Source organism: Microtetraspora malaysiensis (genome assembly GCF_001528665.1).
Lineage (GTDB): Bacteria > Actinomycetota > Actinomycetes > Streptosporangiales > Streptosporangiaceae > Microtetraspora_A > Microtetraspora_A malaysiensis.
The window spans coordinates 481337-506532 of sequence record NZ_BBYJ01000005.1 but is presented as its reverse complement, the minus strand read 5'-3'; the positions used below and the strand labels follow the sequence as shown (position 1 = coordinate 506532).

General features: G+C 70.1%; 25 protein-coding genes and 2 pseudogenes. 12 read left to right on the top strand and 15 right to left on the bottom strand.

Annotated elements, in window-relative coordinates; genetic code table 11:
- Positions 1 to 135: 135 nt before the first annotated feature.
- Entirely contained in the window at positions 136 to 759 is a 624-nt protein-coding gene (locus AWQ71_RS05290; protein ID WP_067127407.1) for a LysE family translocator, read from the bottom strand.
- 109 nt (positions 760 to 868) lie between these two features.
- On the opposite strand from AWQ71_RS05290, the gene AWQ71_RS05285 reads away from it, so the two are divergent.
- Positions 869 to 1843 carry a LysR family transcriptional regulator gene (locus tag AWQ71_RS05285; protein ID WP_067127405.1) on the top strand — a complete coding sequence of 325 codons (975 nt, stop codon included), beginning with the start codon at positions 869 to 871 and terminating at the stop codon, positions 1841 to 1843.
- A gap of 559 nt (positions 1844 to 2402) precedes the next feature.
- Complete coding sequence (locus tag AWQ71_RS05280) at positions 2403 to 2993, top strand: DinB family protein (protein WP_067127402.1); 591 nt, start codon at positions 2403 to 2405, stop codon at positions 2991 to 2993.
- A 100-nt stretch (positions 2994 to 3093) separates the two neighbouring features.
- Here AWQ71_RS05280 and AWQ71_RS05275 read toward each other — a convergent pair whose 3' ends face one another.
- The gene (locus AWQ71_RS05275; protein WP_067127399.1) at positions 3094 to 3489 is read right to left on the bottom strand and encodes a Tn3 family transposase; all 396 of its coding nucleotides are present in this window, start codon (positions 3487 to 3489) and stop codon (positions 3094 to 3096) included.
- Between the two features lie 88 nt (positions 3490 to 3577).
- Positions 3578 to 3745: pseudogene (locus AWQ71_RS44870) on the bottom strand (MBL fold metallo-hydrolase); the annotation flags it as partial.
- Positions 3746 to 3813: 68 nt separating this feature from the next.
- Between AWQ71_RS44870 and AWQ71_RS44280 the strand changes: the two are divergent.
- From AWQ71_RS44280 to AWQ71_RS05255, 4 genes are all read left to right on the top strand, one after another.
- On the top strand, positions 3814 to 4023 hold the full coding sequence (locus tag AWQ71_RS44280; RefSeq protein ID WP_218001672.1) for a CGNR zinc finger domain-containing protein: 210 nt from the start codon (positions 3814 to 3816) through the stop codon (positions 4021 to 4023).
- A 297-nt stretch (positions 4024 to 4320) separates the two neighbouring features.
- Positions 4321 to 4674 carry an ArsR/SmtB family transcription factor gene (locus AWQ71_RS05265; protein ID WP_067127393.1) on the top strand — a complete coding sequence of 118 codons (354 nt, stop codon included), beginning with the start codon at positions 4321 to 4323 and terminating at the stop codon, positions 4672 to 4674.
- Positions 4671 to 5135 carry an SRPBCC family protein gene (locus AWQ71_RS05260; RefSeq protein WP_067127390.1) on the top strand — a complete coding sequence of 155 codons (465 nt, stop codon included), beginning with the start codon at positions 4671 to 4673 and terminating at the stop codon, positions 5133 to 5135. Before AWQ71_RS05265 ends, AWQ71_RS05260 begins: the two co-directional genes overlap by 4 nt.
- A gap of 35 nt (positions 5136 to 5170) precedes the next feature.
- Positions 5171 to 6601: an MFS transporter gene (locus tag AWQ71_RS05255; protein ID WP_084258534.1), complete on the top strand. Its 1431-nt coding sequence runs from the start codon at positions 5171 to 5173 to the stop codon at positions 6599 to 6601.
- 45 nt (positions 6602 to 6646) lie between these two features.
- On the opposite strand, the gene AWQ71_RS05250 is transcribed toward AWQ71_RS05255, so the two are convergent.
- The 3 genes and pseudogenes from AWQ71_RS05250 to AWQ71_RS39870 form a co-directional block, all read right to left on the bottom strand.
- Positions 6647 to 7798 (bottom strand): FAD-dependent oxidoreductase, encoded by a 1152-nt coding sequence (locus AWQ71_RS05250; protein ID WP_067127385.1) that lies wholly within the window; start codon positions 7796 to 7798, stop codon positions 6647 to 6649.
- 314 nt (positions 7799 to 8112) lie between these two features.
- Positions 8113 to 8949, bottom strand: a complete 837-nt coding sequence (locus AWQ71_RS05245) for a phosphotransferase enzyme family protein (RefSeq protein ID WP_084258532.1) — start codon at positions 8947 to 8949, stop codon at positions 8113 to 8115.
- 268 nt (positions 8950 to 9217) lie between these two features.
- Positions 9218 to 9412, bottom strand: a pseudogene (locus AWQ71_RS39870) (IS110 family transposase); the annotation flags it as partial.
- Positions 9413 to 9570: 158 nt separating this feature from the next.
- On the opposite strand from AWQ71_RS39870, the gene AWQ71_RS05240 reads away from it, so the two are divergent.
- Genes AWQ71_RS05240 through AWQ71_RS05230 form a run of 3 tightly spaced genes read left to right on the top strand, consistent with a single transcriptional unit; the run spans position 9571 to position 12979 of the window.
- Positions 9571 to 10332 carry an ABC transporter ATP-binding protein gene (locus AWQ71_RS05240; protein WP_067127382.1) on the top strand — a complete coding sequence of 254 codons (762 nt, stop codon included), beginning with the start codon at positions 9571 to 9573 and terminating at the stop codon, positions 10330 to 10332.
- On the top strand, positions 10329 to 11699 hold the full coding sequence (locus tag AWQ71_RS05235) for an FtsX-like permease family protein (protein ID WP_067127379.1): 1371 nt from the start codon (positions 10329 to 10331) through the stop codon (positions 11697 to 11699). The genes AWQ71_RS05240 and AWQ71_RS05235 overlap by 4 nt, the downstream gene beginning before the upstream one ends.
- Before the next feature lie 8 nt (positions 11700 to 11707).
- Positions 11708 to 12979, top strand: coding sequence for a sensor histidine kinase (locus tag AWQ71_RS05230; protein ID WP_174550674.1), 1272 nt, complete (start codon positions 11708 to 11710; stop codon positions 12977 to 12979).
- Here AWQ71_RS05230 and AWQ71_RS05225 read toward each other — a convergent pair.
- The 5 genes from AWQ71_RS05225 to AWQ71_RS05205 all read right to left on the bottom strand — a co-directional run bounded on the left by AWQ71_RS05225 (position 12951) and on the right by AWQ71_RS05205 (position 17699).
- Positions 12951 to 13652, bottom strand: a complete 702-nt coding sequence (locus tag AWQ71_RS05225; RefSeq protein ID WP_067127376.1) for a response regulator transcription factor — start codon at positions 13650 to 13652, stop codon at positions 12951 to 12953. The genes AWQ71_RS05230 and AWQ71_RS05225 overlap by 29 nt on opposite strands.
- Positions 13649 to 13816: a hypothetical protein gene (locus AWQ71_RS41370; RefSeq protein ID WP_157570185.1), complete on the bottom strand. Its 168-nt coding sequence runs from the start codon at positions 13814 to 13816 to the stop codon at positions 13649 to 13651. Before AWQ71_RS41370 ends, AWQ71_RS05225 begins: the two co-directional genes overlap by 4 nt.
- Before the next feature lie 802 nt (positions 13817 to 14618).
- Positions 14619 to 15494, bottom strand: a complete 876-nt coding sequence (locus AWQ71_RS05215; protein ID WP_067127699.1) for a recombinase family protein — start codon at positions 15492 to 15494, stop codon at positions 14619 to 14621.
- 373 nt (positions 15495 to 15867) lie between these two features.
- Complete coding sequence (locus tag AWQ71_RS05210; RefSeq protein WP_174550673.1) at positions 15868 to 17163, bottom strand: MFS transporter; 1296 nt, start codon at positions 17161 to 17163, stop codon at positions 15868 to 15870.
- Positions 17160 to 17699, bottom strand: a complete 540-nt coding sequence (locus AWQ71_RS05205; RefSeq protein WP_067127370.1) for an ArsR/SmtB family transcription factor — start codon at positions 17697 to 17699, stop codon at positions 17160 to 17162. Before AWQ71_RS05205 ends, AWQ71_RS05210 begins: the two co-directional genes overlap by 4 nt.
- A gap of 28 nt (positions 17700 to 17727) precedes the next feature.
- Here AWQ71_RS05205 and AWQ71_RS43615 point away from each other — a divergent pair, with 28 nt between their 5' ends.
- Complete coding sequence (locus AWQ71_RS43615; RefSeq protein ID WP_084258530.1) at positions 17728 to 17964, top strand: hypothetical protein; 237 nt, start codon at positions 17728 to 17730, stop codon at positions 17962 to 17964.
- A 187-nt stretch (positions 17965 to 18151) separates the two neighbouring features.
- Here AWQ71_RS43615 and AWQ71_RS05195 read toward each other — a convergent pair whose 3' ends face one another.
- A complete protein-coding gene (locus tag AWQ71_RS05195) occupies positions 18152 to 19861 on the bottom strand; it encodes a 3-ketosteroid-delta-1-dehydrogenase (protein ID WP_067127364.1) in 1710 nt (569 codons plus the stop codon).
- Positions 19862 to 20006: 145 nt separating this feature from the next.
- Here AWQ71_RS05195 and AWQ71_RS05190 point away from each other — a divergent pair, with 145 nt between their 5' ends.
- Complete coding sequence (locus AWQ71_RS05190; RefSeq protein WP_067127360.1) at positions 20007 to 20567, top strand: TetR/AcrR family transcriptional regulator; 561 nt, start codon at positions 20007 to 20009, stop codon at positions 20565 to 20567.
- Positions 20568 to 20661: 94 nt separating this feature from the next.
- Here AWQ71_RS05190 and AWQ71_RS05185 read toward each other — a convergent pair whose 3' ends face one another.
- The 3 genes from AWQ71_RS05185 to AWQ71_RS05175 all read right to left on the bottom strand — a co-directional run bounded on the left by AWQ71_RS05185 (position 20662) and on the right by AWQ71_RS05175 (position 24185).
- Positions 20662 to 20913 (bottom strand): hypothetical protein, encoded by a 252-nt coding sequence (locus AWQ71_RS05185; protein WP_157570184.1) that lies wholly within the window; start codon positions 20911 to 20913, stop codon positions 20662 to 20664.
- A gap of 48 nt (positions 20914 to 20961) precedes the next feature.
- On the bottom strand, positions 20962 to 21843 hold the full coding sequence (locus tag AWQ71_RS05180; RefSeq protein WP_067127354.1) for a recombinase family protein: 882 nt from the start codon (positions 21841 to 21843) through the stop codon (positions 20962 to 20964).
- Positions 21844 to 22247: 404 nt separating this feature from the next.
- Positions 22248 to 24185: an AfsR/SARP family transcriptional regulator gene (locus AWQ71_RS05175; RefSeq protein ID WP_067127351.1), complete on the bottom strand. Its 1938-nt coding sequence runs from the start codon at positions 24183 to 24185 to the stop codon at positions 22248 to 22250.
- Between the two features lie 111 nt (positions 24186 to 24296).
- Between AWQ71_RS05175 and AWQ71_RS05170 the strand changes: the two genes are divergently transcribed.
- Positions 24297 to 25175, top strand: coding sequence for an alpha/beta fold hydrolase (locus AWQ71_RS05170; RefSeq protein WP_067127348.1), 879 nt, complete (start codon positions 24297 to 24299; stop codon positions 25173 to 25175).
- The last annotated feature ends 21 nt before the right edge of the window (positions 25176 to 25196 follow it).

Below are 25196 nucleotides of genomic sequence, written 5' to 3'. Positions count from 1 at the left end.
GCGGTGAAGTTGAGGCGACCGTCTTGGTGTGCTTCGTCGCCGCCGGTCGCGCAGGGCAACCTCATGCTTGCCGGTACACAAGACGGCAGATGGCCTGCGCGGTCGGGCGCGCTGGAATAAGTACTGGCCCGGCCCTCAGACACCCGCTGCCACCGCGGCGCCCAGCCCAAGCAGGACGACGCCGGTCGTCACACTGAGCCCCCGCAGGACCGTTGGCCGCGATATCAAGGCGCGCCCTCGGCCGACGGCCCAGGTGAGCAACAGGTACCAAGAGGCACTGACGAGCGCCCACAGAGCTCCCAGGGCGACGGTCGACAGGAACACCGGGCCCTGCGGCGTCACGAATTGGGGCAGCACCGAGACGGCGAACACGCCGGCCTTCGGGTTGCCGAGGTTGGTGCTCAGGCCGGTGAGGTATCCGCCCGCGAAGCCGGTGCGGCGCCCGCCCTCGCGAGGCGGACTGGTGGAAGCGGTGGTGAGCGCGGTCCGCAGCGTGTTCACCCCGAGGATCATCAGCACGATGCCGCCTGCGATCCGGAGCACTGCGTACGCGCGCGGGCTGGCCAGCAGGGCAGTGGACAGCCCGGCCGCGGCGGCCGTGGACCACAGCAGGAAGCCGGTGGCGTTGCCCGCGAGCGTTCCTCGGACTGTGCGTTGCCCGCCTCCCAGAACCTGCCGGATCATCATGGCTTGACTCGCGCCTGGCAGCATCGCCAGCAGCAATGTGGTGGCGATGAAAACGGGCACATGCGTAGGCATGGGGAAAGAGCCCCTTCCGGGATCGCGGCCGATGGGTGCACCACCAGGCTTCCTCTCCCGTACCCGTAAGAGAAGTTAAAAGAGAAGGATGCAGCGTTAAGATTAGTGAATGGTGGTGGATCCGGGACAGCTTCGGCTTCTCGCGTTGATCGAGCGGCACGGCTCCTTGACGGCGGCGGCTCACGCCCTCCAGCTCACGCCCGCGGCGGTCACACAGCAGGTGGTCAAGGCCGAGCGCGACTGGCAGGTGCCCCTGGTCATCCGTGGCCCTCGCGGAGCAACGCTCACCGCAGCCGGTGCGCTGCTCGCCTCCCAGGGTCGAATCGTGGAGGAGGCATCGGACAAGGCCGAGGCGCAACTGGCCGCACTGCTCGGCCACCTCTCCCTACGGCTGCGGATCGGAACGTTCCAGGCGGCTGCCCTGCACCTGCTGCCACCCGCCCTGACGGCCCTGCGGTACCGCCATCCGGACGCCGACGTCTCCGTCGTAGACGTGGTGTCCGGACGCGGAGCGGACGAGATCAGCGCAGGGCGCCTGGACCTCGCCATCGTCGCGTCCTGGGGCACACCGCTCGCGCCGCCCCCGCACCTACGCGCCCACCCGCTCCTGCTGGACCCGATGGTCGTGGTTCTCCCCGACGACCACCCACTGGCCACCGGGCAGCCCGCGGACACCGAACTGCGCCTAAAACAACTGCGCGACGAATCGTGGGTTTCCATCCTGGCCGGCCACGCCGCCCGCGAACAGTTCCACGACGCTGCCCGCGAGGCCGGCTTCACTCCCACCGTGCGGTTCGAGACCGAGTCCTACGACGTTGCCCAGGCCCTCGTCGGCACAGGCAGCGCTGTGGCTCTGGTATCGCGCCTGGCCCTGACCCATGCGCCCGGCACCACCCATCGCGAACTGGCCCACCCCAGGCCCTACCGCCAGCTCTACGCCCTGACCAAAACCGACGCCAGCCTCACACCACTCGCAGACATGCTCATCGACCTCCTACGCGATGTCGCCCGCGACATCACCGCCACTTGGGAGGCTCCCCTGCAAGAGGAACAACGCTCATCGAACTCACCGCACGGAGCCTGAAAAGCCCCCGGTCCTGAATCGACCGCCTGGTCGATGTGCGCCTGCTGCACGACCGGCCCGCGTCCACTGACCCGCACCTCGACTGGGGCCCGTACTGGCCTTGGGCGCGACCCCTCGTGCTGCTCGGGGCTGGCCGGAACGCCGCCACGCCCTCCGGCCGGCCCTAACGGCCCCACGGACCTCGGCGCACGCCGGATTTGTGACGAACGCGGTCCTTACCATCCCCGCCTGACGGCCCCCGCGCTCAGGCGCCGGGACAGCCGACCCCCGCCTGTCGGCAAACGATCATTTGACGACAGGCGAGCAGGCTTCGATCCTCGGTCGCAGGGTTGAACCCTGGTGAGGGTGTCCAGCCTGCCCGTTTCCCGCCACCCCGTTCGGCCTTACGCCCTCGCGGCCGCCAGAGGCCGGCGACGGCGCCCGCTCTTCGCCCCGAGGCAGTACTGCTGTCCGTGAGCGTGAACAACGGCGGCCATGGACAGGCCTCGGCTCTGCCAGTCGTTGCGGACCATGTACGGGATCTTGAGACCACGGGCAGCCCATGGCAGGCTCATGCCGCATGATCGATGAATTCGCGAAAGACAACCTGCACGAGAGACTGCGGCGGGACCGCAAGGCGCTGCTCTGGAAACTCGACGGCTTGTCCGAATATGACGCCCGCCGACCTTTGACAGCGACCGGGACCAACCTCCTCGGCCTGGTCAAACACGTGGCCACCGTCGAGGCCAGGTACTTCGGCGAGGTCTTCGACCGCCCTTCCCCGGAACCGCTGCCCCGGTGGCAGGACTCCAACGGCAGCGATCTGTGGGCGACCGAAGACGAGACCCGCGAGCAGATCATCGGGTTCTACCGGCGCACGTGGGAACACTCGGACGCGACGATCAACGAGCTTCCCCTCGACGCCCCCGGCCACGTGCCGTGGTGGCCGGAGTCAACGCCGGCCTGGCACACGAACCTGTTCGCCATCATGGTCCATGTCCTCGGCGAGTCCACCCGGCATGCCGGGCACGCCGATATCCTGCGCGAGGGCCTCGACGGCCGGACCGGGTTGCGCGCCGAACACGAGAAGCAGATCGACGAGGAAGCCCGTGCAGCCTACTGCGCGAAGATCGAGCAGGCCGCCAGGACGGCCGCACCAATCAAGGCTTAGTTAGCCATACCAGGCAGCCTGACATCAGCTCCCCTACCGGCGCTTGCGATTTCCGAGCACCCCGGCCACCTGATATGCCCGCGTCACCCGATGTGGGCGTTCAGTCCACGCCTTCGTCGTCCTCGTCCAGCTCGGGCGCGTCCGCGTCGCGCAGCGGGCGCAGGGCGCCGGCGTCCGGGGTCGAGGCGGTGAAGCTGTAGCGGCCGAGCAGGTTCAGGTTGCGGTGCTTGAGCGGGGAGAGCCGGGTGATGTCCTCCTCGCGGATCTCGTGGCCCTCGGCCTGGAGCTGGGCGACGGCGGCGTCGATGTAACGGGTCGTCCAGAGCACGATGGCGTTGAGGACCAGGCCGCGCGAGCCGAGCTGGTCCTCCATGCCGTCCCGGTACGCCTGGTGGATGGTGCCGCGCTTGCCGTGGCACACGTCCCGGGCCAGCTTGTGGCGGGTCCAGGCGGTCGAGCAGCCCGGCGTCGGTGAAGGCGGCGATGAGTTCGTCACGGCCCTCGGTGAAGTGCGCCCAGCTGTCGTAGTGGACGGGAACCACCCGGTGGGCACCAAGGATCCGGGCGGCGTCGGCGGCCTGCGCACTATCGAGGACGATCAGTGCGCCGTCGAAGAGGACGGGGAAGCGGGGAGCTCCGGCGAACAGGATGGCGGTGTCCACCGGGCCGAACCGTTCGGCGATCTCCTTGACCAGGTCGAGCGAGGCGTTGTCGCTGCTGACGTAGACCGTGGGTAGGCCCTCTCCGGTCAGGACGAATCCGACGACATGGCCGGTGATCGGTTCGACTTCCTCGCGCGGCGCCGTGCCCCACCAACGAGATCCTCGACCGCGCCCTCGCCACCCTCGCGGCCAACACGGCCGACTTCCTCACCGGCCCCGACGCCGACCGCCTCACCAGCTGCGGTTCCACCCCCTGTAACCGCTACCTGCTGCGTCACGGGCGCCGCCACTGGTGCTCCACCCGCTGCGGCGACCGCGCCCGCGCCGCCCGCGCCTACGCCCGACGCACCCAGCCGAAAGCAGACTGACCAACCCTGTGCCGCCCGGGAGAGTGGCGCCGACACCAGGGGGCGGGGGCAACGGACATGACGATGCCAAGGCACTCGCCCCCGCTGGGCCCCGACGAGGACACGATCCTCTACATCGGCGACGTGGACGCTGTGCGGCAGCGCCCACTCACCTCTGCTGCCCATCGTCGTCATCGTCAAGGTCGACGGCATCCCGGGCAGCGGCCGCAGCCCGTTGCCCGGGATGGAAGCTGCCCCCGGCGAGAAAGGTTAACCAAGTGCTTGACTATTTGCGGCCGGCACTAAATAGTTAGGCACATGCTTAACCAAGCTGGTTCGTTGGACCGGGTGTTCCAAGCGCTGGCGGACACAACTCGCCGGGAGATCGTTGCGCGGTTGATCCGCGGGCCTGCCTCGGTCAGTGAGCTGGCCCGGCCGCTCGCCATGTCGCTGCCGGCGGTGATGCAGCACCTACAAGTACTGGAGGCGTGCGGACTGGTCCGGTCCGAGAAAGCCGGAAGGGTACGCACCTGCCACATCGAGCCGGGTGTGCTGCGAATGGCCGAGGACTGGATCACTGCGCAACGCACTGCCTGGGAACACCGCCTCGACCGCCTCGGCGACTACCTGACCGAACACCACGACAGCCCAGATCAAGGGAGCACACAATGACCGATCACGTGGTCACGCATGCCACGTTCACCCTCGAACGCCTCTACGCGGCCTCACCGGCCACGGTGTTCGCCGCGTGGGCCGACCCCGAAGCAAAGGCCCGCTGGTTCGCCGGCCCCGACGCCGAGCACGAGCTTGATTTCCGCGTCGGTGGGCGGGAGGTCAACCGCGGCCGCTCCGGCGGTGGCGCGGTGCTGACGTTCGAGTCCTGGTACCGCGACATCGTCCAGGACGAGCGGATCGTCTACACCTCCACTCTGTCCGAGGGGCAAGACCTTGCGACAGTGTCGCTGACGACGGTGCAGTTCTACCCCGAGGGTGGTGGCACCCGGCTGCTACTCACCGAGCAGGGCACCTTCCTCGATGGCCGCGAAGAACCACGCTGGCGGGAGCAGGGCACCGGCAAGTGGCTTGACGCGCTCGCCGCAGAACTGCTGCGAAGCATCGATCAACAGTGCTGACCACGAGCGACCCTTCGCCGAATCGACGTTGGCGGGTGCTGGCGCTGCTGGGCACGGCGTTCTTCATGACCATTCTGGACGGCACCAGCCTGCTCACCGCTCTGCCCGCGATCGAACACCACCTTCGCCTGCACGGCCCTGGCATCCAATGGACCGTGACGGCCTACGCGCTGGCCTTCAGCGGACTGCTGTTGTTATGCGGCCGCGCTGCGGATCTGCTGGGCCGTCGGCGGGTGTTCATCGCCGGGATGGTGCTGCGGGTCCTGGCCTCGCTGGCGTGCGGGCTCGCCCCATCCATCCAGACGCTGGTGGCCGCCCGTGCACTCCAGGGCGTCTCGGCCGCGATCATCGCTCCGGCCGCGTTGTCGATGGTCATGAACGCCTTCCCCGAAGGGACCGAGCGGAACAAGGCGCTCGGTATCTGGGGCGGACTCGGCGGGTTCGGCGCCACAGCCGGTCTACTACTGGGCGGCATCATCACCGACATCCTCGGATGGCAGTGGGTGTTCTGGATCAACGTCCCGGTCGGGACTCTCGTGCTGGTGCTCGCCCCCGCCCTGCTGCGCGAAAGCCGGGACCGAGCACGCTTCCGTTCCTTCGATATCCCTGGTGCGCTGACCATCGCCCCAGCACTCGTCCTGCTCGTATACGTGATCACCCGGGTGCCGACATCCGGGTGGGCGAACGGACAGACCATCGGGCTACTGGCCGCCGTGGCCGTACTGGTCTGGATGTTCGTCCTGATCGAGAAACGATCGGTGGCCCCGCTCGTTCCCTTCCGGGCGCTGCGCTCGCGCATGCTGATCGGCGGCAACCTCCTCCTGCTCATCGCCGGCATGACCGTCGACGGCATGCTCGTCACCCTCACCTCTTTCGTGCAGCAGGTGCTCGGCTGGTCGGCGGCGCAGTTCGGGTTGGCGACCGCGATGATGACCGTCACCGCGGTCGCAGGCGCCCTGCTGAGCCAACGAGTCGTGACCAGGATCGGCCTGGGGCGGGTAGCTGCCGCCGGGACCGTCCTGCTCGGTTGCGGCTGCCTGCTGCTCACCCGCATACCGGCCAGCGGCGCGATGAGTCTTCTGCCGGCCGCCCTGTTCTTGTTCGGGGCGGGAATGGGTGCCGCCACGGTCTGTGCACAGATCGCCGCGCTGACCGGCGTCACCGAAAATGACTCAGGCATGGCCGCCGGTCTCGCCGACACCTCCTTTGCCGTCGGCACCGCCCTCGGCACTGCCATCTGCACCAGCGTCGCTGCCGCCTACACATCCGCGATCGGTGGTCCGGCACCGCTACCGCTCGCACTCACCGCCGGGCAGCATGCCGCATTTGGGGCAGCCGGCGTCTTCGCCGCACTGGCCTTGATCACCGCGTTGACGCTCCTCAGCAGGCGATCCGGCCTATCTCGCAATGTGCCGGCAGACGCAAGCGAGAACGTATCTACCAGTGCGCCGTCGACCTCACCTTGATCTACGGGGCACACCCTGCCGCGCTCCTCGCTGATTCCTGTTCTCCTAGGTCGTCGCCAGGCCAGCCTGCTTGGCTGCGGCGGCCACAGCTTCGAAGCCGTATCGGAGCATCTCCGACTCATAGGCGTGTACGGCCTCAACCAGCGGCAGCCCGCGGTCGCGCGCCTCGGTGAGCCGGCGGGTGAGCAATGCGGCGTCGCGCAGGGCCACCGCAGCACCGATCCCGGCTGGCACCATGCAGTGGATGGCGTCGCCGACCAGCGTCACCGGGCCGCTCGGCCACGGCTCCACCGGCTCCGACGTTCGCATGGACGCAGTGCGGACCGTCGCCGGGTCCACTCGCCGAATGATCTCCCCGAGTCGGGGATGCCAATCGGCGACGCGCTCCTGGACGGCGTCTCGCAATCCGGCGCCGTCCAGCGCTGACACGTCGTCGGGCGTGCCGAGCACCCACATCACGTAGTCGCGGGTGTCGGTGAACTCCAGGCCCAGCCCGAGTTCAGCGGCGGCGGCGCGCGGATCGCGCCGGAACCGGTGCCCGGCCAGCGGCATGAACCGTCCGCCGGAGCCGACGATCGTGGAGAAGCCGTCCAGGGATTCGGCCGGGGTGATCGCCGCCACCTCGTCGGTCAGCGGGGTCTTGCCGAAGATCAGCCGCACGCCGAGATCCACGACCCGGGCGTCCGGGAGGAACTGGCGCCGGACCCGCGACATCGACCCGTCGGCGGCGACCAGCAGGTCAGCCTCCTGTACGGCGCCGTCGGCGAAGCGCGCCTCGACCCGGCCGCCGGGAAGGTAGGCGAAGTGGGTGAACGCGGCCCCGAACCGGGTCACCTCCTCGAGCCCGGCCAGCAGGATCGTGCGCAAAGTGAGCCGGTCCACGCTGATGTGGCTGTCGGGGGTCGGCTCGGCCGCCGGGTCGCCGACAGGGAACCGGTTGATGACGGTGAGATCCTCGGCGAGGATCGTCACGCCCGAGCCGGGCACCCCCGTGGTGGCCAGCACCAGGCGGTGAAGGTGTTCGGGCAGGCAGTCGTGGAGTGCGCGGTTACCCTCCGGTGCGATGTGGATGCGGTAGCCCTGCCCCTTGGCCGGCGCCGAATCACGCTCGTGCAACGTCACCTGGAATCCGGCCCGTCGCAGCCCGTGGGCCAGGCACGGTCCCGCCAGACCGCCTCCGATGATCGCGACATGCATGGTCGTCTCCTTGAGACTCCTACCTCTCCATGTTCGCGACATTACTCATCTTTGGAGTTAAGTCCAGATATATCGCGTACCCTCGCGGCTGCCGCCCCTCAATCGAGGCTTCACCAAGATGGGACGGCACGCCGGACGCCTCGGGTCAGGTGGGATTGCCTCATCTTCAACGAGGCACATAGACGCGCCCGCGGCCGCACCCGATCGTCGTCGGGGACGATCACCGGCTTGGCTGCCGCGTTCTCCAGCCGCACCGCCTTCGACCGACCGCACTGCCACGCCCGCACCTCACCAACGCCATGATCAATGGACGGTCACCAGTGGGCGATTCCGGCTGTGATGGCCGGGCCCTCCTGCTGTATCCACGCCTCGGCACGAGGCAGCCGATCTTTCACCCCCTCGTCCCAGAAACGCCGGAACACCGGGTCTCTTTCGGCTGCGGCGCGCATGTTGACGTGGAAACGGCCGATCATCGTGGTGGCCGTGGGGACCAGGACACGGCGCTGCTCCGACGTCATGCCGTAGGCGTCAGCGAACACCGCGACGCGGTGCGGGATGTCAAGGTCGCGGAAGGCGGGCGCCCGGTCCTCGGGATGCAGCAGCGGTGCCCAGTAGTAGAGGGCATTGGCAAGGTCGTCGACCCGTGTGGTGGGCTTGGCCAGGTCAAAGTCGATGAGCGCCGCGGGCAGGCCGTCGCGGAAGACGACGTTGCCGGGGCAGTAGTCGCGGTGACTCACCAGCATCGGCTCACCGTCCGGGGTCGAGTTCCGGATCCGCATCCCGGGGATCCCGCCCCAGACGGCGTCCTCGGGTGCGACCCAGCCCTCGGCGACGTCGTGCAGCCGCCGGATGAGCTGCGCCAGTGCGACCAGTACCTCCTCCCTCGCCGTCTCCGGCGGGAGTGGTTCACGGGGAACGTCACCGGGGACGAAGGACAACACCTCGCGGCCCCGCTCGTCGAGCCCGAGAGGAACGGGCGCCTCGGAGAATCCTGCGGCGTGCAGGTGCGCCAGGTAAGCCTGGATCGTCAGAGTGAAGGGCCGGACCGGGCGGCGCACGGTGTCCCCGACCCGCACGATGCCTTGGGTGACGCCGTCACCGATTAGCGGTTCCTCATCGGACTGGTCGATGCCACGGCTCGGGTCGGTCACGGGCGCTCCACTGGTGTTGGTTCCACGGTGTCCAGGTCTAGCGGATGGGCCGCGCTCTGGCGATCTCTCCTGGCACGCTTCGGCGGCCCGAACGGCCTGCGGGACGCCGGACGCGAGCAGCTCCTGACAGTCGCCCAGCCACTGGCTCCGCGCATGGCGGGCCGTTTGGTCGACGAAGTTCCGGTCGCGCTAGAAGCCCGGACGGTCGTCGTTCCCGGAACCAGCGCGGCCGAGACCGTCCTGCCGCGCCTGTCGCGATCGCTACGAAGCGTGCTCGACCAGCGTAAACCGCGTCACGGGCGTCGGTCTTGGCGTTGCCGGGGTGCAGGTCAGTCAGGCGGCGCATGGTCAGGCCGGGTAGGTAGGCGACTTGGCAGCCTTCGGCGCGAGCCACAGCGACGGGCAGCGCGCCGATGGAGGCGGGTTGGTCGACCACGATGAGCACTGGCCCGTGGGTCTTGAGCTTGCCGCGCAGCACTCCAAGAGCGCGTTGCATCTGAGTGAGTGCCTCCCGGCCGGTCTGCTTGGTCGTCTGCTGGCGACCGGGGTGCGGTTTCCCGAACTCCCGATTCGGGGGCGGGCACGATCGATCGCCGTCCTCCGCCCGCCGAGGATGAGGGCATGGCTGAGACGGCGACGGATATCGGGACAGGAACCACCGCACGGGCGGAGGACCTCCACCGTGAGTACGGACGCGGCGCTGCCACCGTGCGGGCGTTGCGCGGGGTATCGGTGGCCTTTGCGCCCGGGACGTTCACAGCGGTGATGGGGCCGTCGGGCTCCGGTAAGACCACCTTGCTGCAGTGCCTGGCGGGGATGGACCGGCCCACTCGGGGCTCCGTCTGGTGGGGCGGTACCGAGGTGTCCCGGCTGCCCGAGCGGCGGCTGGCGGCACTGCGCCGCACCCGGGTCGGGTTCGTGTTCCAGGCGTTCAATCTGATGCCGGCGATGACAGTCGCGCAGAACATCGAGCTTCCCGGCCGACTGGCCGGCGAGCGGCCCGACCGGGGCCGGGTGCAGGACGCGCTCGCCCGGGTGGGACTGGCCGGGCGCGAGCGGTACCGGCCCGGGCAGCTGTCCGGTGGGCAGCAGCAGCGGGTGGCGATCGCCCGGGCACTGGTCTCCCGTCCTCCGATGCTGTTCGCCGACGAGCCGACCGGCGCGCTGGACCGGGCCACCGGCCACGAGATCCTCGCCCTGCTGCGCGCCGGTGTGGACATGGACGGCGGGACCTGCGTGATGGTGACCCACGATCCGGTGGCCGCCGGGTACGCGGACCGGGTGTTGTTGCTCGCCGACGGCGTGGTGGTGGACGAGCTTGACCGGCCCACTGCCGCCCAGGTCGGCGAATTGTTGAGTCGGCTGGGTGAGGGAGGGCTGTGATCTCGCTCGCGCTCGGGCAGATGCGCCGACGTCCGGCTGCCTTCGTCGGTCTAGCAGTCGCGCTCTTCCTCGCCGTCGCCACCCTAACGCTGTTCGGCTCGCTGTTCGCCGCGGATGCCACCGCCCCGGCGGCAGCCCGGAAGTCGACCGCCGGGCCCAGCCTGATGGCGATTGCCGGCGCCTTCGGTGAGATCGCTGTGCTGGTCGCGTTCTTCGTCGTGGTCAATGCGTTGGGTTTCGCTCTCCGCCAGCAGCACCGGGAACTGGCCCTGCTGCGCACCATCGCGGCGACGCCCCGTCAGGCGCGGCGTCTGGTCCATGGCCAGGTCGTCGTGACCACGCTGTTGGTGGCCGCGCCGGGCTGGATCGTCGGCGCCGCGGCGGCCCAGGGCTCCCTCGCCGAGCTGCAGCGGCGGGGGATGGCGGCGCCGGGCGTGCGGGTGCCGGCGACCCCGATACCGATGCTGGTCGCGCTGGCCGTCGCACTCGCCGTCGGCCTGGCCGCCTCGACCGTCGCGGCCCGGCGGATCTCTCGGATCACGCCCGCGGCCGCCCTCACGGCGAGCTCGACCGAGCAGGGGCGAACGGGCGCACTGCGCCTGCTCGCCGCAGTCGGCGCGCTGGTGGGCGGCGGCCTGCTGCTGCGGCTGGCCGCGACGCGGCCGGCGGAGCAGGTGGACAAGGCGGGTCAGGCGGCGTTGCTCGGTTCGCTGGTGCTGCTGGTCGCGGTCGCTCTGGCGGGGCCGCTCGCGGCGCGCGTCCTGGCGGCCGCGCTGGGCACGCCAGTACGGGCGCTGGCACCCGGTGCGGGATGGCTGGCCGACGCCAACCTACGCGGGTACGCGCGGCGACTGTCGTCCGCCGTGGTGCCAGTCGCACTGCTCGTGGGCCTGTCGGGCACCATGCTGATCATGACAAGCACCGCCGAGCACGCTGCGGGCACGGCGGCGACCAGCGTCACTTCCGCCACGGATGTCTGGCTGCGTCAGGCCGAGTTGGCGCTGCTCGTCTGCTTCGCCGCCGTCTCCACCGTTAACACCCTGGTCGCCGTGACCGCCGACCGGCGCCGCGAGTTCGCGCTGCTGCGGCTGGTCGGCGCGACCCGGTCGCAGCTGCTGCGCATGCTGACCGCGGAGGCGGTGCTGACCACGGCGGTGGGGGTCCTGCTCGGTGCGGCGGTCGCGGGCGCCGCGTCGGCGGCGTTCAGCACGGCGGTGACCGGGGCGCCGTTGCCGTCCCTCCCGGTGGCCGGCTGCTGGTGGATCGCCGCGGGCGCGACGGTGCTGACCGTCCCGGGCATCCTGGCCACGGGCCTGCGGGCGGTTCGCGGTCCGGCGGCGGAGCTGGTGGGAGGTAGCCGTGACTGAGCGCGGCAATGGGTCGCCCGCCTCGGGTGGGCCTGCTCAGGTCCCCGGGGCCGACCGTGGCTGAGCAGCGGCGATACCTCTCCGTCCGGGGCGGCGAATGGGCCTTCGCCGTCGTCGGACTGCCGCTCGCCCTGCTCAGCGGGGCCTACGCACTTGCTGTCCTTTACGCGGGGACGCTGCTCTCGCTCACCGTGTTCGGCCTGCCGTTCGTGGCCGCCGCGCTGATGGGCGCGCGTGGTCTCGGCGCGCTGCACCGGCAGCTGGTCGGCCGGTTACTCGGCGAGCACGTCGAGGCGCCGGCCAGGCTGCCCCGCCCGGTGGGCGTGGTCGCCCATGGTCGTGTCGTGCTGACCGACCCGATCGCCTGGCGGTCGCTGCTCTATCTGGTGCTGCGGTTGCCGATCGGCGTGCTCGGGTTCGCCGCCGCCGTGGCGCTTCCCCTCGGCTGCGGCTGGCTGATCGGCTTCCCGCTCTGGGGACGCCTGCTTGAACCGGGCCCGCGGCCCGCCACCTGGCTGGATGCCGCCTCCATGCTGCTGGGCCTGGTGATCCTGTCCGCAGTGCCCGGCGCGGTTCGGGTGCTGAGCGGAGCGAACCGGCGGCTCGCCCGGCTGCTGCTCGGCCCGGCTCGTGCCCAGCGGCGCGTCCGCGAGCTGGAGATCGCCCGCGCCACCCTGCTCGCGCAGAACACCGACCAGCTCCGCCGCCTGGAGCGTGACCTGCACGACGGCACCCAGGCCCGGCTGGTCGCTCTGGCCATCACCCTCTCGCTGGCCGAAGACGCGCTCGCTCCCGCCTCCGGCCCGGACCTCGTACGGCTGCGCACCCTGGTGGACCGCGCCCGCGGCCAGACCGACGACACCGTCACTGAGCTGCGGCGGCTCACTCGAGGCATTCACCCGGTGGCGCTGGACGGCGGCCTCAGCGAGGCATTGCCAGGGCTCATCGCCACCTCGCCAGTGCCAGTCACCGTCCGCCTAAACCTGCCGGAACGACCGGACCAAGTGGTCGAACGGGCCCTCTACTTCTGCGCCGCCGAGCTGCTCACCAACGTCGCCAAGCACAGCGGTGCCCGCTCGGCCGAACTCGAGGCGAGCGCGACCGACGGCCGGGCCCACCTGTCCGTGCGCGACGACGGCCGCGGCGGTGCAGCGCTCGGCGTCGGCACCGGCCTGACGGGCCTGGCCGAGCGGCTCGCGGCGGTGGACGGCGCTCTGCGGATCGACAGCCCGCCCGGCGGACCGACTGTGGTCACCGCCGAGCTGCCGACGCGTCTGTGATGGCCGATCGACTCCCGTTCTCCGCCAGGTAGGTGAGGACGGCCTTCACCCGGCGGTTGTCGGTGTCCGTCGCCCGTAGGCCGAATTTGGTGAAGACGGCGGCGACGTGTTTCTCCACCGCCCGCTCCGACACCACCAGCAGCGCGGCGATGGAGCGGTTGGAGTGGCCTTGTGCCATCAGCTCCAGCACCTCGCGCTCGCGAGGCGTCAGGGTGTCCACCCGGCTGCGCTGTCCGCCACGCATCAACTGTGTGACGATCTCCGGGTCGAGTGCCGTGCCCCCGTCAGCGACCCGGTACAGCGCGTCCACGAACTCGGAAGTGCGGGCGACGCGTTCTTTCAGCAGGTACCCGATGCCCGCCGCGCCATCCGCCAGCAGCCGGGAGGCCCAGGTGGTCTCGACGTGCTGGGAGAAGACCACGATGCCGACTTCGGGCGTCCTCGCGCGGATCTCCACGGCGGCGCGGATGCCCTCATCAGTCTGTGTGGGTGGCATCCGGATGTCCACCACGGCTACGTCGGGCCTGTGCTCGACCACCGCAGCGAGCAGCCCGGGCGCCGTCCCGGCGGTGGCCACCACCTCACACCCGCGGGCGCCGAGCAGCTCGACCATGCCGTCACGGAGAACAACGGAGTCCTCGGCCAGTACCACGCGCAGACGCCTGTTGATCACGACGCCATTATCGGGCCCAGCTGGCGTTCGGCGCGCACGTACAGACGGGATGCCCCCACGTACTCGATGCAGGCGTCTCGAAGTACCTGCCGTCGCCACTGCTCGTGCGCGGCGTCGGTTTGCCAGCCGACCTGCTGAATCATCGCCTGTGCCTGCATCTTCATCCCGCTGCGCCCGAGCCACGCGGCGGTGACCGCCTACCTTGCCGAATGCGGACTCGACAAGTACGGGGTGGATCTCTCTCCTCGCATGATCCAGAACGCGCGCCGTCTTCATCCTCAATGCCGCTTCAGCGTCGCCTTGCCACCGACCTCGACCTTGGTGAAGCGTCCCTTGGCGGCGTGCTCGGGTGGTAATCACTGGTCAACCTCCCCCGTGACGTCCTTCCTCAGGTTCTCGCCCTGTTCGCGCGCCCTGAAGCCGGACACTTCATCACCGCGACACACGTCGGCGACGAAGACGTGGTGCGCACCGAGGCCTACGGAGGTGTACCCGTTCGTTGGACGACACACAAATGGCGGCCGGAACCACTCGTGGACCTGATCGAGCAGGCTGGACTGCGCCCGGTCGCCGAACTTCGGCTCCCTGCGGATGAGCAAAGCGGGCCGGGTCTGGTGGTCATGGCCAAGCATCCCGGCTGAGGACCAGGCACCGGAGGCGGCACAGGGTCCCGTGCCGGGGCACATCGCCTGACGTCTACCGCTATTTTTCGTTCGGATACTCCCCAGGGGCCGGGAAAGCCCAGAGTTCCTGCGAACCCAAGGGTCGACGCCGAGCCGTTGGGGTGCTGAGGAAGGATTTGCGCCCTTGGGTTCCCGAGAACCGAGGATCTCCGTACGATCAGCAAGCCGACCGCGGCGCCGGACAGCATCCAGGAGGTGGCGACGGCGGACGGAGCGGCCTGATCAGAGCTGGCGTACGGCGCCGAACCCCCCATGAGCAGGCATTCTCCGACGCAGGCAACGCTCACACAGGCCGATTCGCTGCAGTAGCGGCCTGCTCATCATGTTCGCGCAGCATCCGCATGACGGTGGCGGGCGAGGGGTGCTGTCCCTTCTTCGTGCCGGTGGTGATGACGAGACGCTTGGCGATGTCACGCAAGCTCAACTCCTCATCGCGCAGGCGCAGGGCGGTGAAGAGCATGTCGTCGTCGGTGACGCCGGCGCCGCCGATGGTCTTGCCGCGCTTGCGGGCGGACTCGTGTCCTTCGAGGGTGCGGTCGCGGATGTACTCGCGTTCCATGCCGGACATCGCGGCGAGCACGGTGAACACGATGCCAGAGGGGTCGTGCGAGCCCTTCAGCTCCCCGGTGAGGAACTCCAGGCAGACGTCGCTCGCCTTCAACTCTTCGGCGAGCATGGCGAGTTCGATGCCGCGGCCGAGCCGCTTGTGCTCGTGTACGACCAGGGTGACGGCGACGCCGGAGGAGCGGATCTCCCCGGCGAACTTCACGGCAGCCTCCAACTCCGGGCGCCTGGCGGCACGCGTGGAGATCTTCTCCGAGAAGACGCGCGTCACCCCGGATTCGGCGAGGGAGTCGAGCTGCGCGTCGAGGGACTGCCGAGCGGTCGAGGCGCGGGCGTACCCGAGGCGCACGTGCCCGACCGGTTCGACGTCGGCGCTCACGGGCCGGGGCAGCTCGGCCCACACCGACCCCGGTTTCCGTACGGCCGGGGTTGGCACGCTGAGCGTCTTGGCGAGTTGGGGCACGAGGCGGAAGCGGGCGGTGTGGTACTGGATGGCCACCTTGCCTTTGCCGGTCCGGCACGGGGAGCCCGCGGGGGCGGCGCAGGTGGACATCGGGCAGTCATGTGCTTCCACGTGCTTGAAGTCGCCGCTCATGAGTCCGGAGCGTTTCATGAGGGTGTTTCAGACGTCCAGTCGTTTGCAACAACTCATGAAACATGATCGTCGCAGGTGGGCCGCTGCGCGGCGAGGTGTTTCACGGGCGACCACCTATGAAACGCCAGGTCCGGACCGAGTCGCGCGGCCACTGACCAGTCTTCGCACTCGGGCGGTGGGTGAAGGCGCCCCGGTAGGCGGCTGGGGTCATGCCGATCTGGCGGCCCCGGCCAGGGCCTGCGCCCCTTCCGGGACCCGGACGCCTCCGAGGACGACGAGGATTGACGGCCGGCACACCCAACCGCCCCGGCCACTCGTTGCGCCCCGCCGGGGGCCGGGCACCCGACTTGTTGTGACGCCTTCGCGGCAGGCGTCACAACAAGTCGGGTGCATTCTCCTGGGCGGGATCCTTGTACGCCGGATGACCTGGACCGCCGGCCGGGAAGGCGGCACGCAGCGCGGCTTCGACCCGGCGGTTGCTGGTCATGGATGCCGTGACGGCCGTCATCACCAGGAGGAGGACGCCGGCGGCGTAGAGCGGGGTGCGGATGTCGTAGGTCGTGGCCAGCCAGCCGCCGAGGAAAGCCCCGATAGGGGCGACGCACATGGCCAGCATGCGGGAGGTGGAGGCGACCCGGCCCATGAGGTGGGCCGGGACGATCGCCTGCCGGAGGGAGGGCCCGAGCACCATCGTGGCGCCCATGCCAGCCCCGCAGACGGCGAGCGCCAGGCCGGCCACGTAGGGGTTCGGGGCAGCGGCCAGGCCCAGGATGGCAAGCCCTTCGACGACGGCCGTACAGGTCAGTGCGGTGCCGGTGCCGAGTCGTCGGCCAAGGTGGGAGGCTAGGCCTGCGCCGAGCAGGCCGCCGGTGGCCTCCGCCGTGAGGAGCAGGCCGAAGCCGTAGGTGTCGATGCCGAGGCGGTCGTGCGCGAAGAGGGCGAGGACGGTCTCCACAGCGAGGAAGGCGACGTTCCCGACCGCCGGGCGGAGCGCAAGCCCGAGCAGCACCCGGTCCCGGAAGACGTACGAGGCCCCGGCCCGTGCCTGCCGAAGCAGCGACTCGCGGACCTCCGGCACGGGCCGGGGCATGGCGGGCAGCGTACGTACGAGCAGTGCGGAGAGCATGAACGACACCGCGTCGGCGAGCAGCGGAAACGCCCGCCCGAACGCGAGCAGCACACTGCCCACAGGCGGCCCCGCGAAGCCGGACATGGCGGTCTGGGCTCCGCGCAAGCGGGAGTTGGCGCGCTCCAAGAGTGCGGGGTCGCGGCGGAGCAGATCCGGCAGATAGGCCGTGGCGGCCGTATCGAAGAAGAGTCCGCCGAGGCCGAGCAGGAAGGCGGCGGCCGCGAGCAGCGGAATGTTCAGGACGTCGAGCACGGCCGCGGCCGCGGGTATCCCGAGCAGCACCGCACGTGTCGTGTCCGTGACCCACATCGTGCGCTGGCGGTCCCAGCGGTCCACCAGCGCACCGCCGAGCACTCCGAAGAGTAGCCACGGCAGCGTCCCCGCGGCCGTGACGATGGCGAGCGCCATCGGATTCCGCGTCAACGTCAGCGCGAGCAGCGGCAGCGCGGCATGCGTTACTCCGTCACCGAGTGAGGAGATCGTCTGTGCGGTCCACAGCCGTCCGAACCCGGTCGGCAGCTTCCGAACGTCTGAGGTCACTTGGCGTCCCCGTCGGCCTGCTGGCGCGGCGCCGGCCGGAACAGCGCGAAGGCGAGCGACACGTCCGGCAGCGACGGATCGGACAGCTCCTGGTACTCGTCCGCCAGAGCCTGCAACCGCGCCCCCAGCTGTGCGAACTGCTCCTCGGTGAGTCGCAGATGCGCCATCCGTACGTGCCGCTCGCCATCCACCGGCGACGCCTCCAGGTCCGCCACCGCATGCCGCATCAGCACATCCGGCCCTCCCTCGCCCGGATCCGGCAGCACGATCGCCCGCGCGGCCATCGCGTAATACCGCTCGGTGACCCCCCGCACCTTCCGCGTCCGCACCACCTTCACCAGGCCGGCCCGCTCCAGCAGCCGCACGTGATAACTGGAACTCCCCTTCGCAAGGCCAACCCGCTCGGCGATCTGCGTAATCGTCGCCGGCTCGAAGCGGAGCACGGCCATGATCCGGTGACGCGTGAGATTGGAGACGGCGCGCAGCTGCTCGTCAGTGGTGACGTGAAACGTCTCGGGAAGATCATCGGTAGGCATGCGAGCAATGGTCAACGATTCTTGACCATTGTGCAAGGGGGTTTCACGCGGACTCCCAGAATCTGCCGTCCGGCGCGCGAGAGCTGTCAAAAACCTTCGTTTTCTGAAGATCCCTCCCGAGGAGCTGCCCGACCCGGGCCGCTCGATCACATCGATCGCCAAACTGCTCGGCGTCTCGCCGGGCACGCTCTACAACCACATCCCGGACCTGCGCGAGCTGCGCGCCGGCGCAGTGCCCCGCCAGCTCGAAGCCCCCACGCACTAGGCAGATCAGACCAAGATCAATCTCAGCGGCACTTTCTGTACCTCAACTACTCACACCCGTCTACGATCACCCGCCCGCCGATGGGCGGGTGATCTGCGTGGACGAGTTCGGGCCGTTGAACCTGATGCCCCGCAAGGGCAAACGGTGGCGGCCGGAGGGTTCGCCGGCCCGGCTGCGTGACGGGCCACTAGACAGCGGCGGCTCGCTCGGCCGCGTCGGAGGCGATGATGTAGCCGAACACCAGGCCCTGGCCGATGGTGGCACCGGCGCCGGGGTAGACGGCTCCGAACACGTTGGCGGCGGTGTTGCCCTGGGCGTAGAGGCCCTCGATCGGCTCGCCGGCCTCGGTGAGCACCCGGCCGCGGCCGTCGGCGATCAGGCCGCCGCAGGTGCCGAGGTCGGAGAGCACGACCTTGACGGCATAGTAGTGGCGGCCGTCGAGGGGGCGCAGGTTGGGGTTCGGCACGACGGTGGGGTCACCGTAGTAGCGGTCGTACGCCGAGTTGCCCCGGCCGAAGTCCTCGTCGGTGCCGGCGCCGGCGTTGGCGTTGAAGCGGGCGACGGTCGCCTCGAAGGCGGACTCCGGGACGCCCATGGCGCGCGCGAGCTCGGCAGGGGTGGCGGCCTTGTGGGCGATGCCCGCCTCGTACCACTCCTTCGGGAGCGGCATCCGCGGGAAGGAGCCGCCCGCGAAGACGTAGCTGTTGCGGTAGGTCTGGTCGAAGACCAGCCACATCTCGCCGACCAGGTCGCCGTCGCGCTCGCGCTGGAGCACGGTCTGGCCGAAGGTCATGTAGTCGGTGGACTCGTTGATGAAGCGCTTGCCCTGGGAGTCGATCATGAAGGAGCCGGGCAGCGACCGCTCGGCCAGCAGGATCGAGGGCATCGCGCCGTCGGCGACCGGGTGCACGGCCGGGAACCACCACGACTGCTCCATGTTGCCGATCGCCGCGCCGCTCTCCTGGGCGATCCGGATCACCTCGCCGGTGTTGCCGACGGCGCCGAGGCTCACGTCCTCGACCAGCGAGGGCGACTGGTACTGCTGGCGCATCGCCATGTTGTGGTCGAAGCCGCCGGCGGCCAGCACTACGCCGAGACGGGCGGTCACGGTGACCTCGCGGCCTCGTTGGGTGAGTACGGCGCCGGTGACACGGCCGTCCTCGACGACGAGACGGGTCAGTGCGGTCTCGGTCCAGATCGGTACGCCGGCCTCGATGAGTCCGGCGTACATGCCGCCGGCGATCGCCTGGCCGCCAGCGACGTACTCACGACCGATGACCTTGCCGCCCGCGCCCTGCAGGACCCGCTTGATCGCCTTGGGGAAGCCCTTGCCCGGCTTCTTCGCCATCAGGTTGAGCCATTTGTAGTCGGCGCCGGTGATCGGCATCGGCAGCGGCGCCTCCATCGTGGCCGGCTGGAAGCGGCTGCGCTCCTTGCCCAGCTTGCGCAGGTCGAACGCGCGCGACTCGACCGAGCGACCGGCGGCGCTGCCGCCTGGCTTCTCGGGGTGGTAGTCGGAGTAGCCCTTGGCCCAGAACAGCTTCAGCGGCGTGGTGCGCTCGAGCATCCGCACGGTCTCGGCGCCGTTGTCGATGAAGGGCTGCCAACGCTCGCGCGGGCTGGAGCCGGCGACGACGGCCTCGACGTACTCGGCCCCGCGCTCCTCGGAGTCGATCGCGCCGTCGCGCTCGAGGACCGGGTTGGCGGGGATCCAGAAGGCGCCGCCGGAGCGGGCCGTCGAGCCGCCGACGTGGATGGTCTTCTCGGCGATGGCGACCTTCAGGCCGCGCTCGTGGGCGGCCAGGGCGGTCGCCATGCCGGTACCGGAGCCGATCACCAGCAGGTCGACGGTGGTGTCCTCGACTCGGAGGGGCTCGGAGGGGTGTGGCGCACTCATGACACGGGTTCCTTTCTCAGTGGGTCGTAGCCGTGATGCGGCGCTCTTCCCGTGGTGTCTGCCGGAACGGTGGTTCCAGAGCGTCGTGGCGGATATCGCCATCCTAGCCGTTCGGCTAGTAGGTACTAGCCGCTAGGCTGGGAGAATGGTCACATGGAAGCCGGCCGCGCCGGGCCGCGCCGGAGTCCTCGCGGCGGCGCTCGAGCTCTTCGCCGATCGCGGGATCGGCGCCACCTCGCTGCAGATGATCGCGGACCGGCTCGGGGTCACGAAGGCTGCCGTCTATCACCACTTCCGGACCAAGGCCGACATCGTCATCACGGCGTTGCGACCCGGCCTGGACCAGCTCGCCGCGGCGGTGCAGCTGGCCGAGAGCCACACCGACCAGCGGGCTCGGGCCGGCACGGTCATCGCCGGCATGGCCGAGTGCCTGGTCACCAATCGCCTCGGCTACCAGGTGATGATGTCGGACCCGACCGCCACGCGACTGCTGGAGTCCGACCCCGAGCTCGCGGAGCTCTTCGAGCGGGTACGCCGCGCCCTGGGCGGCCCGGACCCCGACATGACCACCCGGATGGCGGTCGCCTGCTTCCTCAGCGCCTGCCTGGGGCCGGCCACCGACCCCGGCTGTGCCGACAGCACCGACGCCGAGCTGCGCGCGGCCGTGCTCAACGCGGGGGAGCGGCTGGTCCTCAGTTGCCTCTGAGGCGCGTCGGCCCGGGGCGAACCGGCCCGATTACCCGGAAACAAGGACGGTTGTGCGGCCGCGTCCCTAGCTAGGGCGACGAGGAACACCGCTGTCAGATCATGCGCTGCTTCTTCAACCGGTTGAACAGCGTCGTACCGTCCCCATCGCGCTCCTCCGGCAGCCGCAGCAGCTCAGCGCGCTGAAGCGGGCTCATGCTGTCATGGATGCCCAAGCAGATCGAGGGGGCCTCCGCCTGGTCGTAGGCTACGCCGACCCGCTTGCGGACCAGGCCCCGGTGGTGCTTCGCGGTCCTGCCCGCCCGGTACACGGCCTCGGGGAGCAATGGAACAGTGGTTGGCGTCAAGCATTGACCGACGTCATGGACGCCGTTGACGGCGGGCGTTCCCGCCGGTTACCCGTGCTTGTCCGGTTCGGCGTCGGGGAAGGGGCGGTACAGCGAGGCGACAGAGGGATGTCGCCCGGCGTTCTTGCCGGTCTTGATCGTGATCTTCTTGGCGATCTCGGGCACGGGGACGCCCTTGTCCTTAAGCGCCTGCGCGAACGTCAGCATGTCTTCGTCGATGACCTTGGGTCGTCCGCCGTGGTTGCCCTTGGCGGCCGCGGCCTGCTGACCTTCCAGGGTCTTCTCGCGGATGTAGTTGCGATCGAGCTGGGCGGCGACGGCGAGGACGGCGAAGAACATGGCACCCATGCCGTTGGGGTCGTAGATGCCGGTGAGCGGGCCGGTGAGGAGTTCGAGCTGCACGCCGGCGGCCTGGAGCTGGCCGGAGAGGGTCATCAGCTCGGCGGCGCTGCGGGCGAGGCGCTTGAGCTCGTGGACGGTGAGGATGACCTCTTGGTCGGGGGCGGCCTCCTTGATGTCGTACGCCAGCTTCAGTGCCTTCTCCAGCTCGGGACGGTTCTTGATGCGGGTGGAGATCTTCTCGGAGAAGATCCGCTTGCAGACCGGTTCGAGCGCGGTGAGCTGGGAGGCGAGTTCCTGCTGGGCGGTTGAGCAGCGGGCGTACCCGATCCGGATCGGCTTGGCCGCCGGGGCAGTCGGCAGGGACGGGGCGGGCGGGCCCGGCTTCCATGGCCGCCCCGGACCTCGGTCCTCGGGTACGGGGACGTCGAGTTCCTCGCGGAGTGCGGGCACGAGGATGAAGCGGGCGGTGTGGTACTTCGTGGCGGTCTTCCCGCCGCGGGTGCGGCACGGGCTGCCGGCCGGGGCTTCACACTTCGGACAGTCGTTTCGTTCTACCGCGTTTGCGGCTTGATCGGGCGTCAGACCCACCCGGGCAGTGTGTCAGAACTGTCTCGCACAACACGCCGGTTTTGAGAGGGGTTCTGCGAACGGCGACCTGCGGATTCGCGAGCGGCTCCGGGGTGTTCGCAGAACTCTCGCAACTGGTCATTTATGCGAATCGCCGAGCGTCACGCTTGTCACCAAGCCGTTACAGACGGCCCGCCGGCCCCCACGATGCGGTTGACAGCAGGGACCATCACCAGGGCTGTCGCCTAGATTGCCACAGCGCCCTGCGTGAACGCCTACGGGCAGTGGATCACCACGCTTGGCGTCGAGACCGTCGCCGACTGCCTGGCGTCGGCGACGGATGCCCCTGAACGTCATGGCGACCTGATTCCGCCGGGGCCGTGGGGTGAGCGCGGACGGGCTCGGCGTTCGCGGATTGCGGTCGCTTACCCTGCTCCGGCGCATGCCTCCGCCTCTGCCAGGTACCGCGCCACCGGGCCCAGGGTCAGCATTCCGCTAGCGGCGCCGGCGTGTTCTGCACAGGCATCACGCAGGGCAGCTTCAGCGTGCGCGGCGATTCCGCGCTCGTCGAGGCGTACGGCGGCGCGGGCGGTCAGGCACCACATAGCCTCCTGCATGTGGTCACGCGGTGGTTCGGGCACCGCAGCGAGGGCGGTACGGGCCTGCTCGACCCGGTCCTGGGCGAGCAGCACGAGTGGGCGAGTCCAGGGCCTGTACGGGCCCCAGTCGAGGTGCGGGTCGGTGGGCACGGGCCGGTCGTGCAGCAGGCGCAGTCCCAGTAGGGCGAGCGGGAACAGGCCGCGGTGCAGTCCCGGCATTCCGGCCGTCCGGAGGGCGTCCTCGGCAGCGCGGTAGTGCGCTGCTGCCGTGGCGGCGGTCGGTCCGCCGGGTTCGGTGCTGCGGGCGGCCGTGGCCCGGGCCCTGAACCACCCGGTGAGGACGGGGACGAGGGGCGCCTCGGTGATGGCGGCGAGCTGGTCGGCCGCGTTGGCGTGCGAGGTCGCGGCGTCGAGGTCGCCGAGGGCCGAGGCGGATTGCAGGCGGACGAGTCGGCCGAGTACGGCGAAGTTCGGCAGGTCGTGCAGGGTGGCCAGGTCGAGGATCTCGGCGCCGATCCGGTTCCGTGCCGCCGCGAGCCCGGGGCGGGTGAAGGACTGAAGGAACACCCCGTTGAGGGCGAAGGCCAGCAGGGCGGGATCGGCCAGGTCCCGTGCCAGCTCCTCGGCCTGACGCGCCGCCTGCTGCGCGTGCTTCAGCTCGGTCCCGGACAGATCGGCGCTGCGGCTCTCGACGGCGACCGTGGACAGGAGGCGGGCGCGCAGGTCGGCAGGGCCGTCTGGGCCGAGCCCGGTGAGCGTGCGCTCGGCAGCCGCGACGACGGCGCGGGACTGCTCGGGGTCGTCGGCCCGGCTCCAGAGGGCGGGCACGTCGTAGGCGCCGATGATCCGGGCGGTCAGGGAGAGGTTTCCCGTGCGTTCCGCCGCCTGGATGGCGGCGAGGCGGTCGCGCCGCGAGCGGACGAGGGCGTCGCCACCCGCCAGTGCGAGGGTGCGGGCCAGATCCACGGTGGTGCGCGGGCCGAGCCGGACACCAGGGCCGGTCCACGCCGTACGTGCTCCTTCGGGGGGCGCGGACCCGTTGAGGATGTCCGTCTCCAAGCGCTGAAGGTCGCCACCGGGGTCGAGTCCGAGTTGGTCGACGAGCATCGCGCGGGCACGGCGGAGGGTGGCAAGCGCGTCGGCCTGGCGGCCCGTGCGGTACAGCGCGCGGGCAAGCAACTCCCAGGCCGGCTCGCGCCACGGGTGTTCGGCGACATGGGCACCCAGTTCGGCAACGAGATCGGCCCCTTCTCCGGAGTCGAGAAGGATCCGGGCGCGCAGTTCCACCCCCTCCAACCTCAATTCCTCCAGCCGGTTCCGCTCGCGCTGCGCCCATGCGGAGCCGGTCACATCGGCGTAGGCGGGTCCTCGCCAGGCCGCGAGTGCCGCGCCGAGGTCGGTCACCGCGGCGGGGTTGCGGCGGGCTCGGGCCAGGGTGTCCTGGAACCGATGGACGTCCACGTCCTCGCGCGGCAGGCGCAGCGCGTAGCCGGGACCTTCGGTGACGATGACGCGCGGCGGATTGCGGGGCGGCCGGTCGGGTTCGAGGGCACGGCGCAGCGCGGCGACGAAGGTACGCAAAGCACCCACGGCGCGGGCAGGCGGAACGGTCCACAGGTCATCGACGAGGGTGTCGGTGGTGACCATCCGTCCCTCGGCGGCGACGAGCCGGGCGAGTACCTCACGATGGCGGGGTCCGCCCAGGTCAACCGGGCTGCCGTCGTCGCGGAGGGCACGCACCACACCGAGCAAGTCGATTCGCATGCCCCCATCCTCCGTGCCAGGGGCCGACTGCGCCCAACCGTACTGATCGGCTGCTGATCGCCGTCGCCCAAGCTGATCCGGTCAAGTCCTCGACCCGAAAGGTGGTCCCTCATGACGCTCACCATTCCCGGCTTCGATCACGTCCGCCTGCCCGGTGCGGACGGTGTGGAGCTGACTGCAGCTGTCGGCGGCAGCGGAAGCCCGGTCGTGCTGTTGCACGGTTTTCCCCAGACCCACCTGATGTGGCGACACGTCGCCGAGCGGCTCGCCGACGAGCACACGGTGATCTGTCCTGACCTGCGGGGCTACGGCGCCAGCGACAAGCCGGCGGCCTCCGACCCCGATGTGTACGCCAAGCGCACCATGGCCGCCGACGTCGTGACCCTGGCGGCGGCGCTCGGCCACGAGCGCTTTGCCCTCGTCGGCCACGACCGAGGCGCCCTGGTCGCCTTCCGGGCGGGGCTGGACCACCCTGAGACCATCACGCACCTGGGCATCCTCGACATCGTGCCGACGCTCGACATGTGGAACGTCCTGCACGGCACCTCGGCGGCGGTCGGCTACCACCTCTTCCTCATGGCGCAGCCGCCCGGCCTGCCGGAGACGATGATCGCAGGCAGCGCGGACGCGTTCTTCGGCTCCTTCCTCGACGCCTGGGCCAACGACCCGACCACCATGCCCGAGGATGTACGTGCCGAATACCTGCGCGCGAGCGCCGCGGCAGTGGCGTCGATCGTCGCGGACTACCGGGCCTCGGCGGACATCGACGTCATGCACGACCAAGCGGACCTGGACGCCGGGTCGCAGCTGGCCATGCCCGTGACGGTCGTCCAGCAGGACTGGGGCGCGCAGCTCGGCTACGACGCTGCCGGGGTGTGGAAGGCGTGGGCGCCGGACCTGGACCACCGGCTGACCCGCGCCGGGCACTTCATGGCCGAAGAGGCACCCGACGAGATCGCAGCCGTGATCCGGGGCCTGCTGGCCCGCTGAGCCTCCTGCTCTCGACTCGTC

Excerpts from the sequence above, each read along its gene's own strand:
- AWQ71_RS05280 (WP_067127402.1), top strand. The coding sequence starts at position 2,403 with ATGATCGATGAATTCGCGAAAGACAACCTGCACGAGAGACTGCGGCGG.
- AWQ71_RS05205 (WP_067127370.1), bottom strand. The coding sequence starts at position 17,699 with ATGCCTACCGATGATCTTCCCGAGACGTTTCACGTCACCACTGACGAG.
- AWQ71_RS05215 (WP_067127699.1), bottom strand. The coding sequence starts at position 15,494 with ATGAGCGGCGACTTCAAGCACGTGGAAGCACATGACTGCCCGATGTCC.
- AWQ71_RS05195 (WP_067127364.1), bottom strand. The coding sequence starts at position 19,861 with ATGAGTGCGCCACACCCCTCCGAGCCCCTCCGAGTCGAGGACACCACC.
- AWQ71_RS05170 (WP_067127348.1), top strand. The coding sequence starts at position 24,297 with ATGACGCTCACCATTCCCGGCTTCGATCACGTCCGCCTGCCCGGTGCG.
- AWQ71_RS05260 (WP_067127390.1), top strand. The coding sequence starts at position 4,671 with ATGACCGATCACGTGGTCACGCATGCCACGTTCACCCTCGAACGCCTC.
- AWQ71_RS05285 (WP_067127405.1), top strand. The coding sequence starts at position 869 with ATGGTGGTGGATCCGGGACAGCTTCGGCTTCTCGCGTTGATCGAGCGG.
- AWQ71_RS05175 (WP_067127351.1), bottom strand. The coding sequence starts at position 24,185 with ATGCGAATCGACTTGCTCGGTGTGGTGCGTGCCCTCCGCGACGACGGC.
- AWQ71_RS05290 (WP_067127407.1), bottom strand. The coding sequence starts at position 759 with ATGCCTACGCATGTGCCCGTTTTCATCGCCACCACATTGCTGCTGGCG.
- AWQ71_RS05265 (WP_067127393.1), top strand. The coding sequence starts at position 4,321 with ATGCTTAACCAAGCTGGTTCGTTGGACCGGGTGTTCCAAGCGCTGGCG.
- AWQ71_RS05230 (WP_174550674.1), top strand. The coding sequence starts at position 11,708 with ATGGGTCGCCCGCCTCGGGTGGGCCTGCTCAGGTCCCCGGGGCCGACC.
- AWQ71_RS41370 (WP_157570185.1), bottom strand. The coding sequence starts at position 13,816 with ATGAAGATGCAGGCACAGGCGATGATTCAGCAGGTCGGCTGGCAAACC.
- AWQ71_RS05190 (WP_067127360.1), top strand. The coding sequence starts at position 20,007 with ATGGTCACATGGAAGCCGGCCGCGCCGGGCCGCGCCGGAGTCCTCGCG.
- AWQ71_RS05250 (WP_067127385.1), bottom strand. The coding sequence starts at position 7,798 with ATGCATGTCGCGATCATCGGAGGCGGTCTGGCGGGACCGTGCCTGGCC.
- AWQ71_RS05240 (WP_067127382.1), top strand. The coding sequence starts at position 9,571 with ATGGCTGAGACGGCGACGGATATCGGGACAGGAACCACCGCACGGGCG.